The organism is Neobacillus cucumis (assembly GCF_023715505.1).
Genome location: NZ_JAMBOH010000010.1, coordinates 165489 through 180716 on the forward strand (window position 1 = coordinate 165489; position 15228 = coordinate 180716).

The window sequence follows — 15228 nt, forward strand, 5'->3', positions numbered from 1 at the left end:
ATACAAAAATTAGGATGATCGTCCTGCAATAAATTGCATCTTGCATATAGAAACAGTACTAACTCTGTTTAAGATAAGAGAGATAGTGTAAATTTGACAAAGTTTGGGTGGGAGTACGTTGGTTCTTTTAGACTACATTATTAATCTCTCCATTTTTTCTCTATTGGTCAGTACCCCGTTAGTCATTGGTTCATTTATTAATCATAAGCCCATAAGAAATTGGCGTTATTGGGTTGGGGTTTATGCCGGAATCGTATCTGTTGTCTTAATCAAGCTATCCTTTCAGCAGCAAGGCTATTCTTATGATATTCGCTATGCACCAGTCATTTTGACATTTGTCTACTTCGGCCCGTTGCCAGGAATCATTACAGGTATTTTTGCATTAGTGACGAGATTACTTGAAAGTGGTCAATGGACCACAGCCATTGTCGGCTGGACGGCTATTATTATTACTTTATCTATTTTTCACGTTGTAACAAAACGACTTTCCTATGTGAAAAGAAGCGTTTTATTTTACGCTGCATATGTCGCAGTTTATATCATCATTGTACCGGTCATATTTCATGTATTTAGCGATAAACCCTTATTTCATATTCAGTATTTATTGTTTGTGATGCTGGGTGTAATTATTGGCGTATTACTGATAGAATCCCATGAGAAACTGGTCCGGTTAAACCGCGGTTTGTCAGACATGTACAGACTAGTGGAAGCAAGTGAAGCAAAATACCGATTAATTGCCGAAAACACGTCAGACCTTATTATGTTGATGAATAAAGAACACGCTATTAGTTATCTTTCCCCTTCTCATGAACTTGTATTAGGCTATCCATGCTCTGAATTAGAGGAACATAGATGTTTCATGTTACTTCATCCTGATGATAAACCGATGTTCCTAGATGCAATTAAGGGAATGTTTGAATATAGCGAACTCCAATCGGTGGAAATTCGATTAAAACATAAAGATGGACACTGGATAGAATTTGAGTCTAAGTGTATGCCTGTTAAGGGTGAAGAAGATACTGTTGAAAATATTGTCATTATCAGCCGGGATATATCAGAACGAAAAAAATCTGAGGAAGTTCTCTTACAGTCGGAAAAGCTATCGATTGTCGGGGAGCTGGCTGCAGGTGTTGCTCATGAGATCCGGAATCCATTGACAACAATCAAAGGTTTTGTTCAGTTATATAAAGCAGAAAATAGTTCGATTGTATATAATGATTTGCTTTTAAGTGAATTAGAGCGGATTGAATCGATCACAAGTGAACTTCTCTCTCTTGGAAAACCGCAAGCCGTTCAGTTAGATCAAGTAAATCTAGGGGACTTACTTGTAAATACAGTCGAGTTACTTTCTCCGCAGGCACATATGAACAATATTAAGTTTGACTTAAAGCTTGAGGGGGGCCCTTTTATTATTAAAGGGGAAAAGAATCAACTAAAACAGGTTTTCCTAAACGTAATAAAGAATGGGATTGAAGCAATGCCCATTGGCGGTGATATTCAAATTCAAATGGGCAAAGACGGAGCAAATAATTGCGTGATTTGGATTCAAGACCACGGACTGGGTATCCCTGAGGAGCTGCTTCCTCGTTTAGGCGAGCCGTTCTACAGCCTAAAAGAAAAAGGTACAGGTCTTGGTGTCATGATCTGCCGCAAGATACTGAAACAACACAATGGAAGTATTACTTACAAAAGCAAACTAAACGAAGGAACCAAAGTAGAAATTAAACTACCACTAGTAAGTTGATAATAGTTAAATGGGTGACAGGCACCACCCGTGGACAATGTCCACGGGCGGTGCCTGTCACCTTTTTTTATGTTTGCAAGTTAAAAACTTTTGTTATATTTGAAGGCTTTGAGGGTGGTATATAATGACCAACTTGGCATATTTATTTACTATCAAACGTTTGATGAATGGTAACAGCAGTTGGTTCAGATGAATATAATTCCGAGTTGACTGATAGGAAAATTGAATTTTCTATAAGGAAACAGGGGAGGAATACGATGAATACCGTTCTGATCATTGTAAATATCGCTGTTTTACTATTGCTTATGTTTGGTTTATTTATGATGCAAAAAAGGCATGTGTCATTTTCTAAACGAGTCTTCACGGCTTTGGGTTTAGGTATTATTTTTGGTTATCTCATTCATTTGATTTATGGTAGTACACACGAAGTGACCACCACATCCATTGATTGGTTTAACATTGTGGGGATCGGATATATAAAACTACTCCAAATGGTTGTGATGCCGCTTGTCTTTATTTCAATCGTTGGGGCGTTCACAAAGCTCAAATTGACTAAGAATATTGGGAAGATCAGTTTCCTTGTCATTGGTATCTTGCTTGGGACAACAGCTATCTCTGCAGCGATTGGGATTGGCTCGGCATTAGGCTTTGGTCTCGATGGCATCCAGCTTACTCAAGGAGATGCCGAAAAGGCACGAAATGATCAATTAGCAGAAAGGGCTGCAGGAATTGAAAATATGACCCTGCCCCAGCAAATCATTGAATTAGTCCCAAGTAATCCATTTCAGGATTTAACAGGTGCGAGAGCAACTTCCACGATTGCGGTTGTCATCTTTGCTGCTTTTATTGGGATTGCCTACCTTGGGGTTAAACGAAAGGACCCGGGACCTGCCGAGTTTTTTGCTAAAATCATTGACACTCTCTACTCGATTATCATGAGGGTTGTCACCATCATCCTGCGCCTGACACCTTATGGGATTCTTGCGATTATCACAAAAGTGACAGCAACAAGTGATTATGAGGCAATAGTAAAACTAGGAAAGTTTGTGGTAGCCTCCTATGTGGCATTGATCATCATGTTCCTTGTGCATCTGCTCTTCTTGTCGTTGGCAAAATTGAATCCGTTCAGATATGTGACGAAAGGACTTCCAACCTTAACCTTTGCGTTCACTTCACGTACAAGTGCAGGAACATTGCCAATGACCATTAAAACCCAAACTAAGGATCTAGGGGTTTCAGAGGGAATCGCCAATTTTGCTGGGTCATTTGGTTTAACAATCGGCCAGAATGGCTGTGCAGGAATTTATCCAGCGATGTTAGCGGTGATGGTGGCTCCAAGTGCCGGGATTGACCCGACAAGCCTATCCTTTATTGTGACACTTATTCTGGTTGTAGCTATTAGCTCATTTGGCGTTGCCGGAGTTGGCGGAGGGGCCACGTTTGCCGCCCTAATTGTCTTATCGGTCAAGAACCTTCCAATTGCAATCGTCGGCCTGCTCATTTCAGTTGAGCCCCTGATTGACATGGGACGGACAGCGTTAAACGTTAGTGGGGCGATGACAGCAGGAGTCCTCACAAGCAAAGCAACAGGAGAATTCGACGAGGAGACCTATGCACAACCCAATATCGCAGAAGCCTAAAAATAGTGACAGGCACCGCGCGTTGTCCCTTCGCGGTGCCTGTCACCTTTTTTAATGTTTGCACTTATTTAAGCGTATATTTGTTGTTCACGTTCTTGGATAACATCCGTGTAATGGCAGATGAGGTTATTTAATATATGATTCCAGCTCTGGGTTAGAGCATAGTTTCTGCCAGAGAGCCCCATTTTTTGCCGTAGCAATTCATTTGTTAATAGCTGCATTATGGCTGCCGAAAAATCCTGCACATTACTAGGGTTACACAAGAGTCCGGTTACCCCCGGCTTAATAATATTCTGCACACCACCCGATTTAGCACCTATCACTGGTGTTCCGCTAGCAAGTGATTCCAACACCACATTTCCAAAGGTTTCGGAGGCTGAAGGGAAAACAAATAAGTCAGATGCCGCATAGACTTCTGCCAAACGCTCCCCATCTAAATATCCTGTAAACGTCATATTGCCCGGTGCTTGGGTTTCAAGTTCCTCCCGCAGTGGACCGTCGCCAATGATTAGCCAATGAATTCTTTGATTAATGTCTGATGGAATAGACTTTGCTGCAGCTAAGAGGGTAGATAAATCCTTCTCAGGTGCTAATCGGCCAACATACGTCAATATAAAGGAATCTTGCAGGCTGTAACGGTTTATAACGGATTTCTTATCATAATAAGGATGAAACAGCTGGCAATCCACACCTCTCGGCCAAAGCTCAAGATTGGTAAAACCATGCTGCTTTAATAGTTGGAATGTTGCTGAAGAGGGGACGAAGATCTTTTTACAGGTTTGATAGAACCAGTGCATATAATTCCAATGTAGTTTCGATAGAAATGGAAGGCTATAACTCTGTAAATAATCGTCAAAATTGGTATGGTACGAGCCAACAAGTGGGATATTTAGTTTTTTTGAAAAATATACTCCACAAAGGCCGATGTTAAACGGGGTGGCTACATGAATTAGATCAGGTGAGAAGTTTAGGAGTTCCGACTTCATTTGAGAAAGGTTTGGAAAAGCTAACCGGCATTCAGGATACATGAAAAAGGAAAGGCTCTTAGAGCGGTGAATATGGCAAGAAGCATGTTCCTCTGTAGGAGAGGCGGGTGCAAATAGTTTAAAGGTAATGTTTTGGTTCTCTAAGAAGTTAGTCAATCTTTTCAGCGTTCGGGCAACACCGTTTATCTCAGGATAAAAAGTATCAGTGAAAATGGCAATTCTCATATCATCCCTCCTAACATTCCTATCTTACAAACATAACAAACAAAAACAAATAACTCCGGTGAGGGTGCCAAGCATGCCGCCAGCAAGGATATCAGAAGGATAGTGAAGTCCTAAATAAATTCTAGATATCCCTACACACGTTCCTAAAGGAATTAGTACAAATGCAAGTTGCGGTATGGATAAAATATAAGGGGTTACCACGGAAAAAATGGCCGTTGTATGCCCTGATGGGAAGGAATGATCCTGTAAAGGATTAGTCGGAAACTTGGTACTTTCTATCATCAAATATGGTCTTTTTCGTGGAAACAGCTGTTTGATGACATGGACTGGGATATGGCTTGCCGATAATGCAAGTGCGCTGCTAATAGCCGTTAATCTAGGTTCACCTGTAGAGATTATGATAAGAAGAAAGGAAGCTGCGATGGTGATATCTGCCCCTCCAAACTGTGTAATAATTCGGAAGAATAGATTTAACAGCTTTTTATCGTAATGTCGATTTACTCGTTGTAATAAGCGGCATTCAAATCCATAAACTGCATGGATTATCTTCATCATGGTCACTTCCCCCTCCATAAGGTTACATTGTAATGTCAGGTCTCCCTACAGATCGATACGTAATCGGATACTGTTGAACAGCCTGAAGTGAATAACAATTACGGCCATCAATAACTATTGGTTTTTTCATATGTGTTAGATAGACCTCTAAAGGAAGATGTCTTATTTGTTCCCACTCTGTTGCAATAATGGCAAGTTCAGCGTCTGTGAGTGCTTTTCGAATATCTTGGCTATAAGTAATCGTATCACCTAATATTCTCTGAGCATTGGGTATAGCAATGGGATCATAGGCACAAATATCGGCACCTTCCACAGACAGTTCGTTGACAAGGGTTAAAGCCGCTGACTCACGGACATCATCTGTATCTGCTTTAAACGCTAATCCAAGTAGGGCAACTTTTTTCCCTTTTAATGATCCGGTCAGCTCTTTTGCTTTTACAATCGGAAGCGATTGTTGACGATTATTTACTTGAATGACCGCATCAAGCAGGGGGAGAGGCTGTTTCAAATGCCAGCCAAGCTGTGCAAGTGCTTTTGTATCCTTAGGAAAACAGGCGCCGCCATAGCCAATTCCAGCTTTAAGAAAATGAGGGCCAATCCGTTTGTCCAGCCCGATTCCATATGCTACTTCCTCTATGTTCGCCCCGACATTCTCACAAATGCATGCCATCTCATTAATAAAACTAATTTTTGTTGCTAAAAAGGCATTGGAAGCATATTTAATTATTTCGGCACTTCGGATGTCCGTTTTGTAAATTGGGATCTGCAAAGGCTGGTAAAACTGTTCCATAAAGGCTGCCACTTTGGGGTCACTGGTGCCGATCACGATACGGTCTCCATGAAAAAAATCAATAATGCCAGTACCCTCACGAAGAAATTCGGGATTAGCAACTACTTCTGCTTGAAGGTTAGGAGGTTTTCTGCTGTCAATGATTTGTTGAATGAGCTCGTTCGTACCCACTGGAACAGTACTTTTTGTGCACACAATGACATCCTGCTCAATATAGTGAGCGATGGTATGGGCAACCACATGAATGTATTTTAGGTCTGCTGAACCGTCATGTTGTTCTGGGGTACCAACTGCAATGAAAATCAGCTCAGCTTTTGAGTATGCATCATACGGATTGATGGTGAAATTCAGCTGTTTGTTATGTAAATTTTTCACTATAAGGGACTCTAACCCAGGCTCATAGATGGGAGAACGTCCGCATTGCAGCATATCAATTTTCTCTTTTTGAATGTCTATGCATGTCACTTCGTGTCCCAGCTCCGCTAAACAAGCACTAGTGACCAATCCTACATACCCTGCTCCAGCAACCGTAACCTTCATCCAATCCCTCCAATGATTTGTTTACTCTATTGTATTAGCGGATAATGGATTTTTTCTAAACCTAGTGTAAAGAGAGTGTTAAGACTGTGTTAGTTTTAGTTAATAGGCGAAAATGCATTTAAATTATAATACTTGAATCCGAGATAAATACTAGGTACACTTAAGATGTTCTAAATGAATAATTAATGAAATCGAATTAAACCCTATTAGCGTAGCAATGAACGCCATTGTTTTGTTAATGAAAGAAAAAAGGATGGGATGAACATGGATCAATTTCATCAAGGGCCAAATATTTATGTCGGTGAGGTTAATATAAAAGTAAAAAATCTAGATTATTCCGTTACGTTTTATCAAAATATTATCGGTCTTCAGCTATTGGAGCAAAGTGAACGGAAGGCTGTTCTAACCGCTGACGGACAAACTCCCCTGTTAACGCTGGAAGAACCAGTGGATGTCATTCCGAAACAAGAGCACATGTCAGGGTTGTACCATTTTGCGGTATTACTTCCAACGCGTGCCGACTTAGGAGACTTTTTACGCCACTTAATCTTGACAGGGTACCCGCTAGGAGCAGCCGATCATTATGTAAGTGAGGCATTGTATCTGAATGACCCTGATGGTAATGGGATTGAAGTTTATCGGGACCGTCCGTCTCTTGAGTGGACCTGGAAAAACGATTTGGTGGAAATGGCCACTGAAGAGTTGGATGCAGAAGGGATTCTAGCGGATGGTACGGGTGAGTGGAAGGGCCTTCCATCCGGAACAATTATGGGGCATATTCATCTCCATGTAGGTGATTTAGAAAAAGCAAAGGATTTTTATACAAAAGGAATTGGCTTTGAGGTTGTGAGTTACTACCCGCAGGCGGTATTTCTTTCGTCAGGCAAGTATCACCATCACGTCGCTATCAATACTTGGCAAGGTTCAGGGGCCCCAACACCTCCGGAAAATAGCGCTGGTTTAAATTGGTATTCCCTCGTCTTCCCTAATCATGAGGCAAGAGAGATAGTCAGGAAACAACTAGAGCAAATTGGTGCTCCTATAAGAAATGAAGGAACCTTTTACGTCACAAATGATCCTGCAGGAAACCAAATTCGCTTAGTAATTTAAAGAAAGAAAATATCCCGGCTCTTATAAAAGAAGGGCCGGGGATATTTTGTATAGATTAGAATTTAACCAAACCTTATGAGAAAAATCCTAATGCATATTTTATGCCCTCTTCTATTTCATTGGTTTCATAGCCCTGTAAATCTTCAAGAGTGATTTCCATTTTTGTTCCCGCTAAAGAGTAGCCACTGTCTAGATTAACATCTAACAGGACCTCATACCCATTCGCGGTTGGGATAATTTGGATAATGTCGTAATCACGAATCGCAGTACCCGTTTCATATTCAATCGGCTCTAACTCAGACATAAAACAACCTCCTATTCATCTTCAAACAAGATTATTTTCCACTAAACCAAAAAAATAATTCGGTGCATTCACTATTCAAGCGGTGCCTGTCACCATTATTACTTTATTTAGAGTAATAACAGTGACAGGCACTATTATTCCGTCATAGTACTTGTAAAAGGTTTTTGTTGAGAATGTGACGAATTATGAAATGGGAAGGCTATTTAGTATTAGTGTATTACTTGTAAAGGGTGTGATGGTGATGTGTTTGATTCTGTTTGCCTATCGTGTTCGTAAGGAGTATCAACTAATTGTCGCGGCAAATCGTGATGAATTTTATCAACGGCCGACTGCCCCGGCACACTTCTGGGAGGATCAGCCTGATATTCTTGCCGGACGGGACCTAGAAAAAATGGGCACCTGGATGGGAGTGACAACGAGCGGGCGCTTTGCGGCATTGACTAATTACCGCGATCCCAAGGAAGCAACAGAGGGAAAACGTTCACGAGGAGAATTAGTGGCTGATGCCTTGATATATAAAGGGAATATGGAAGAGTATATGCAAAATCTTGAAGTACATAATCACTTGTATCCAGGCTATAACTTATTAGTAGGGGATGGGAACGAATTATATTATTACTCTAATGTCGGCGGAAAACTGGAAAAACTAACTCCAGGTATATATGGTGTGAGTAACCATTTATTAAATAGCAGCTGGCCAAAGGTGGAAAAAGGGTGGGAAGGTTTGGCACGAATAATAAGTGAGAAAAACGATGGGATGGAAGAAGCGTTGTTTGCCCTTCTGCAAAATGCGGATCCCGCCCCGGATGAGGCTCTTCCAAGTACAGGGCTTACATTGGAATGGGAGCGGATGCTTTCGCCCTTGTTTATTGAGAGTGAGCATTATGGAACGAGAAGTTCAACGGTGATGTTAATGACAGGGACGAAGCTTCGATATATAGAAAGAGTCTTTTCGAAGAACGGCGAAAATAACCAACAATATACGATTGAACTGTAACTTTAAAACTAATGAAACGTTTAATTAGAAGACTGGAGTTTATGTATTAAGACTGAAGTTACCATCGGAAATTTAAATTCAACGAAGAGAGAATTCAGTTTCTTGTTGGACGAAAATGCTTGTTTACGTTTTAAATAAATAAAATCAAGTAGAAAATTGTTAAATAATTATTATAAAATAGGAAATAGACGAATATGAAAGGGAAAGTAGAGGAACGTCAATGAGCGAATTGAACGTAAATACAAATCCAGGTTTTTTCACCAGAATAAATGCCGCCATGTCAAGGCTTCGGGATTCAGAAAAAAAAATTATCGAGTTTATCGAACAAAATCAGGACGAGATTATACATCTTTCCATTACGGAAGTAGCTGAAAGAAGTGAAACAAGTGAATCGTCTGTTGTCCGATTATGTAAAAGGCTTGGTTATAAAGGATTCCAAGATTTGAAGATAAATTTGGCGAAGGAAGTCATCGCCCCGGAAAAGCAGATTCATGAAGTTATTGAAAAAGGTGACGACGTCGTCATGATTAAAAAGAAGGTATTTCAGTCAAACATTCAAGCACTATACGATTCTATAGAGGTTTGTAATGATGGGGAACTAAGGAAGGCTGTGGATGCCATTTCAAATGCCCGTTTCATTGAGTTTTATGGAACAGGCGGGTCCGGAACCGTAGCATTAGATGCTCACCACAAGCTATTAAAATTAGGGATTAAATCATTTGCGTATAACGATACAATTTTGCAAGCTATGTCAGCCAGTGTGCTCACAAATCAAGATGTTGTGATTGGAATTTCCCATACAGGCTCCAACACAGATGTTTTAGCAGCTCTGAAGTTAGCGAAAGAAGCGGGGGCAACGATAATTTGTATTACAAATTCATCAAAATCGCCGATTACGAAAATATCGGATATCGTCTTGCAAACAGCTTCAAATGAGACATTGTTTCGAACCGATGCGATTTCTTCAAGAATTGCTCAATTAACTATTATTGATATTTTAGTTGCTGCGGTTGCCAACCAGCAATATGAATTGTATTACAGCAACCTCCAGAAAACACGTAAATCCACCATAGATAAAAAACTGTAAGGGATTTCAGAAAAAAAGTTTCACTTTTTTTAAAATAAATGTTGAAGGAAATTACCATCACGTGATATGATGAGTTTGTAAATAAAGTTTTTAGAAAATTCAATATCTACTCTTAGCAATTTATAATGCAAGCATAGTCAAGTGCCCTAAAAAGGTGAATTTGACTCAAAAATTCACTAAGATCTTCTTCTAGCATGGATAAACTGGTTTAAATAAAAGAATAGAGGAAATTATCTTCTATTTTTTTATAAAAATAATGAAGGAAATTTCCTTCATAAAGAACCATACTAACCTAAAAGGAGCAAAGGAGTTATGAGAGCAGCTGTATTTCATGGACCGAATGAACTGAAGCTTGAAGAGGTAAAAAAGCCGGAAATAAATGAACATGAGGTACTTGTTAGAGTTAATGCCAGTGCTGTATGTGGTACAGATGTCCGTATTTTTGAAGGGAAAAAGACAAAGGGTGTCAGAACTCCTTCAGTCATTGGTCATGAGCTTGTTGGCACAATTGAAGAAGTTGGCGGTCAAGTGAAAGGTTTTTTTGCAGGAGATCGGGTGGGAGTAATGCCTGTTATTCCGTGCAGGAAGTGTTACTACTGTTTAAATGGCAGAGAAAATGTCTGCGCAAACCGTACAGCGATTGGATATGAGTACGATGGTGGTTTTGCGGAATATGTGAGGATTCCTAGCGCAGCTCTCGAAGCAGGGAATTTAGTGAAAATCCCGGATCATCTTACCTTTGAACAGGCCGTTATTACAGAGCCGCTTGCTTGCTGCATCAATGGTCAAAGAAAGGCAAATGTCAAAATGGGCGATGTTGTAGTGGTTATTGGAGGCGGACCCATTGGATTAATGCATGTTCAATTAGCGAAAATTGCAGGAGCAAGTACCGTTATTTTAAGTGAGCCAATTGGTCATCGCCGTGAAAAAGCACTCCTTGCAGGAGCTGACTTTGCTGTAAATCCTAATATTGAATCATTAGAAGATATCGTGTTAAGTGAAACAGAAGGGCTGGGAGCCGATATTGTCATCATGGCAATAGGCGTTCCTTTCTTAGTTAACTCTAGTGCGAACCTATTAAAAAAAGGTGGTATATTAAACCTTTTCGCTGGATTTACGAAAAATGTTATGTCAGAAATCGATCCAAACGTCATTCATTACAATGAAATTACGATCAACGGAACATCTGCTCTAACAAGAGCAGATTATCATAAATCACTATCACTGATTGCTTCTGGTCAGATTAATACTGAGGTAATTACCACAACTGGTTACACTCTTGATGATATTGAGAGGGCGATCATGGATGTGAAAAATGGAAATGGTATGAAGACTGTTATTACTCAATAAAAAAACTATGAATATGAGAATAGGAGTGTTTTATTATGGCATTTTTAGGTAAAGAAATTCGTATGAATCGTCTATTAAACCAAAAGTCTGGGAAACTATTAGCAGTTGCAGTTGACCAAGCAATGGCACGGGGGATTTTTGAAGAACTTATGCCAATCCAGCGTAAGTTGGATGAAATCGTTGCAGGTGGACCTGATGCAATTACCATGCATAAAGGAATTGCCGATATGTGTTACCGTCCGCATGCAGGAAAAACAGGCTTTATTTTGAAATGCTCTACGTTCTCCCCTTGGCAGCCAAATTATGATGCATGGGTTACTGAAGTAGATGAGGCAGTCCGTTTAGGAGCCGATGCTGTTTCCATGGGGTGTATTGTCGGTGGAGAGGACCAGCCAGAACAGCTCAGAAATCTTGGAATAATTGCCGGTCAAGCGGCTGCACATGGTTTGCCAATGATTGCCCACATTTATCCAAGAGGAAATCAAATCCCAGAGGATGACAAGAATAATTGGAAGCATGTAGCTTACGCTGTTCGTGCAGGTGCAGAGCTTGGAGTAGATATCGTAAAAACTAAGTATACTGGCAATCCAGAAACCTTCGCTAAGGTCGTCGCTTCTACACCAGGAAAGGTCGTAGTGGCAGGTGGAGATAACGGAAATAATATTGAAGACTATTTCCAAATGGTATACGATGTTATTGATGCTGGCGGAGTTGGAATCACCTTTGGAAGAATAGTATGGAACAATCCTAATCCAACAGCTGTTGTTACAGCGTTTAAAAACATTATCCATAATAAAGGAACAGTAAAAGAAACACTGGAGCTTTATAACGAATTAATGAATTCACCAGTAACTGTATAGAGGGTGATGAGTCATGTCTCACATTATTGGAATAGATATTGGGACAAGTGGAATTAAAGTTGGAGCAATGAATAGAGAAGGAGAATTAGGGTTTCTTGAATATGAGCCCTATTCTCTTCTTTACCCTAAAATGGGCTGGGTAGAAATTGATCTAGAGGACATTTGGAATAAAGTTAAAACATTACTTTTAAATGTATGGCAGCAGGTAGAGGATGCGGGCAAGGTAGATGCAATCTCTCTTTCTACTTTTTGTAATAGTTCGGTCTTTTTAGATGCAAAGGGCGAGCCACTTTATCCAGGGATTTTGTATTTAGACCAAAGAAGTAAAGAGGAAGCGGACCTGATCAAAAATCAAGTCAGCGAAGAACTATTGTTCAAAGTGACGAAAAACCGGTTAGAGCCCGGAATGTATACGGTAACAACTCATTTGTGGTTCAAAAACCATCACCCAGAGCTGTATGCCCAAACCTATAAATGGGGGAACCTTTCTACTTTCATTTTACACAAATTAACAGGAAACTTTGTGATGGATTGGACGCAAAGCTCCTTCACGGGCATTTATGATGTAGAAAACTATCAATGGTCGACAGATATTTATGAGAAAGTTGGCATCGACCGTGATAAGCTTCCTGATGTTGTAAATCCTTGTTCAATTATTGGGGAATATATGCATCCGATCCTAACATCCATTCGTATTCCCGTAGTTGCCGGTGCAGCGGACACAGCATGCTCAGCAGCAGCGCTCGGTATTGGGGTCAATGAAATGTTTGAATCAGTAGGGACATCTAATGTCTTTACGGTTTGTACTGATCAGCCTGAGCTTTTGGATAAGCGTTTCTTAAATAGATGCCATGTTATAAAAAATCGCTGGTTATCTCATGGAGCGATGTCGTTTCCTGGTGCAGCCATTCATTGGTTCTATGAGCAATTTTTGAAGCCGGAAGGACATTCGAAGGCAGTTTTGGAGGATTTATGCAAACAGTCAATTCCTGGTGCAGGCGGTGTTTTTTTTCTGCCATATATGCAAGGGGAACGTGCGCCCATTTGGGATCCAAATGCTAGAGGAGTATTTGCCGGAATTCATTTAAACACAACGAAAGCAGATATGTTTCGTGCTGTGTTAGAAGGATGCTCTTTTGGACTAAAGCAAATTAACGAAATTATTGAAACAAAGTATCAGCTTCAAGTGGAAAGCTACCAATCTATTGGCGGAGGGGCGAAAAATCGAGAATGGGCCCAAATCAAAGCCAATGTATTGAACAAAAGCGTTCATATTAAAGATGTTTCCGAGACCGGTGTATTAGGAACTTGTTTACTTGCAGGAACTGTTATTGGTTATTTTTCTTCTTTGGAATATGCCGCAAAAGAAATTTGTAACAACACAATTTACACACTAAAGCCACAGCAGAGTCAACTAAGAAAATATGACGAATTATATAAAGTGTTTAATGAGTTATATCCTTCTTTAAAATCATTTTTTGCCTTGAGTGCTAGGCGAAGCTCTGAGACGGGCGAAAAAATTGAGGTGGATCAAGCGGTTATTATTTAATAAAAAATGAAAACCCTTACAGTTAGAGGAGAAACTTTTTCTGAAGTGATATTAAAAAAATATTTTTAATCGAACGGGGGATATGGTATGTCTTTACCTGAATCTAAGATCAGTGCAGGTCTTGCACTAAAGAAAAAGACAGGCTATCGTTGGTTAGTTCTTTCGCTTATTTTTTTGGTATACATTGTTTGTTATGCAGACCGTACGAATATCGGTGTAGTCCTCCCGTTTATTAAAGAGGATTTTGCTCTTAACAATTTCCAGGCAGGGGCGATCTCAAGTTTCTTCTTCTTAGGATATGCCTGTTCGCAGATTCCAGCAGGGTTTTTACTTGGCAAAAAAGGAACTCGTGGAGTAGTAGCTCTTGCTGTTATTGCTTTTTCGGTGGTTACCTTCTTACTCGGAACAGTTTCTGGTGCTGCACTTTTGATTTTACTTCGTTTACTATTAGGTTTGACAGAGGGTCCTGTACCGGTAAGTATGTCAACTACGATTAACCATTGGTTCCCAGCAAAAGAAAAAGCGACTGCAACAGGTATTTATATTGCTTCCACACAGCTTGCTCCAATCTTTGTACCAATTATCGCGGCTGCGATTGCCATGTCATTCGGTTGGCGTTATGTGTTTTACTGGTTTGCCATCCCTGGTTTAGTTATTGCTCTTGTTTGGTACTTAGTAGTTCGAACTAAGCCTGAAGACAGCTCAAAGGTATCAAAAGCTGAGTTAGAATATATTCGCCAAGAGGAAGTTAGGGTTGAAGCAAGTGGGGAACAAAGATCACTTGGCTGGCTTGATAAGGCGATTAGATATCAGAAAATTGAAATAATTAATACTCCTAAAAAAGTTTTTACTTCTTGGAACATTTGGGGTAATACGCTTACTTATTTCTTAATGAACAGTGTATTATATGGCATGTTGACATGGGTTCCTATGTATTTGGTTAATGCAAAAGGCTACTCTTTTATGAAAATGGGATTTGTTGCATCGACCCCTGCAATTGGAGGATTAATTGGCGCGCTTTTAGGCGGCGTTATCTCTGACAAAGTATTTTTAAAAAGGCGTAAACCAACGATGTTAATTACTGCTATCGCTACAGCCATTATGATGCTGGTCGTTATTAATATCCCAGACAACGCAACACTTGTATCTCTTAGCTTAGGATTGGCAGGTTTCTTCCTTAACATTGGCTGGCCTGCATTTACCGCTTATCCAATGGGGTTAACTAACAGAAATACTTTCCCAGTTGCTATTGCTACAGTCAACAGTGGTGGAAACCTTGGTGGATTCTTTTCTCCGATGATCGTTGGTGCAATTCTTGATGCAACAGGTAATTACAATATTGCTTTTGGATTCTTTGCAGTATTGTTAGTACTTGGTTTCATAATTATCACGACCTTAAAAGAACCTGCACAAGATTAATAGTTGCGGATTTTTTAAAAGCTTAACTAATAAACATAAACGTTTTCAATATAAGACAGCAATCACATAGGG

At 40.0% G+C, this 15228-nt stretch carries 13 protein-coding genes; 9 read left to right on the forward strand and 4 right to left on the reverse strand.

All coding sequences use genetic code 11. From position 1 onward, the window contains the following. Positions 1-118 precede the first annotated feature (118 nt). Positions 119-1744 carry an ATP-binding protein gene (locus tag M3226_RS16255; RefSeq protein WP_251566856.1) on the forward strand — a complete coding sequence of 542 codons (1626 nt, stop codon included), beginning with the start codon at positions 119-121 and terminating at the stop codon, positions 1742-1744. Positions 1745-2001: 257 nt separating this feature from the next. Further along, positions 2002-3384, forward strand: coding sequence for an L-cystine transporter (locus M3226_RS16260; RefSeq protein ID WP_251566858.1), 1383 nt, complete (start codon positions 2002-2004; stop codon positions 3382-3384). A gap of 68 nt (positions 3385-3452) precedes the next feature. On the opposite strand, the gene M3226_RS16265 is transcribed toward M3226_RS16260, so the two are convergent. Genes M3226_RS16265 through M3226_RS16275 form a run of 3 tightly spaced genes read right to left on the reverse strand, consistent with a single transcriptional unit; the run spans position 3453 to position 6480 of the window. Further along, the gene (locus M3226_RS16265; RefSeq protein WP_251566860.1) at positions 3453-4595 is read right to left on the reverse strand and encodes a glycosyltransferase family 4 protein; all 1143 of its coding nucleotides are present in this window, start codon (positions 4593-4595) and stop codon (positions 3453-3455) included. 24 nt (positions 4596-4619) lie between these two features. Beyond that, entirely contained in the window at positions 4620-5150 is a 531-nt protein-coding gene (locus tag M3226_RS16270; protein ID WP_374110615.1) for a phosphatase PAP2 family protein, read from the reverse strand. Between the two features lie 22 nt (positions 5151-5172). Next, the gene (locus tag M3226_RS16275; protein ID WP_251566862.1) at positions 5173-6480 is read right to left on the reverse strand and encodes a UDP-glucose dehydrogenase family protein; all 1308 of its coding nucleotides are present in this window, start codon (positions 6478-6480) and stop codon (positions 5173-5175) included. Between the two features lie 264 nt (positions 6481-6744). Here M3226_RS16275 and M3226_RS16280 point away from each other — a divergent pair, with 264 nt between their 5' ends. Next, positions 6745-7590, forward strand: coding sequence for a VOC family protein (locus M3226_RS16280; RefSeq protein ID WP_374110616.1), 846 nt, complete (start codon positions 6745-6747; stop codon positions 7588-7590). Positions 7591-7663: 73 nt separating this feature from the next. Here the strand turns inward: M3226_RS16280 and M3226_RS16285 are convergent, their stop codons facing one another. Continuing rightward, positions 7664-7894: a hypothetical protein gene (locus M3226_RS16285; RefSeq protein ID WP_251566866.1), complete on the reverse strand. Its 231-nt coding sequence runs from the start codon at positions 7892-7894 to the stop codon at positions 7664-7666. 241 nt (positions 7895-8135) lie between these two features. Here M3226_RS16285 and M3226_RS16290 point away from each other — a divergent pair, with 241 nt between their 5' ends. The 6 genes from M3226_RS16290 (at position 8136) to M3226_RS16315 (ending at position 15156) form a co-directional block, all read left to right on the forward strand. After that, complete coding sequence (locus M3226_RS16290) at positions 8136-8891, forward strand: NRDE family protein (RefSeq protein ID WP_251566868.1); 756 nt, start codon at positions 8136-8138, stop codon at positions 8889-8891. A gap of 220 nt (positions 8892-9111) precedes the next feature. Beyond that, a complete protein-coding gene (locus tag M3226_RS16295) occupies positions 9112-9978 on the forward strand; it encodes a MurR/RpiR family transcriptional regulator (RefSeq protein ID WP_251566870.1) in 867 nt (288 codons plus the stop codon). 312 nt (positions 9979-10290) lie between these two features. Beyond that, on the forward strand, positions 10291-11328 hold the full coding sequence (locus tag M3226_RS16300) for a zinc-dependent dehydrogenase (RefSeq protein WP_251566872.1): 1038 nt from the start codon (positions 10291-10293) through the stop codon (positions 11326-11328). A gap of 35 nt (positions 11329-11363) precedes the next feature. Continuing rightward, on the forward strand, positions 11364-12188 hold the full coding sequence (locus M3226_RS16305; RefSeq protein WP_251566874.1) for a class I fructose-bisphosphate aldolase: 825 nt from the start codon (positions 11364-11366) through the stop codon (positions 12186-12188). Between the two features lie 13 nt (positions 12189-12201). Further along, on the forward strand, positions 12202-13737 hold the full coding sequence (locus tag M3226_RS16310; RefSeq protein WP_251566876.1) for a xylulokinase: 1536 nt from the start codon (positions 12202-12204) through the stop codon (positions 13735-13737). 87 nt (positions 13738-13824) lie between these two features. Beyond that, positions 13825-15156, forward strand: a complete 1332-nt coding sequence (locus tag M3226_RS16315) for an MFS transporter (RefSeq protein WP_251566878.1) — start codon at positions 13825-13827, stop codon at positions 15154-15156. Positions 15157-15228: the final 72 nt, after the last annotated feature.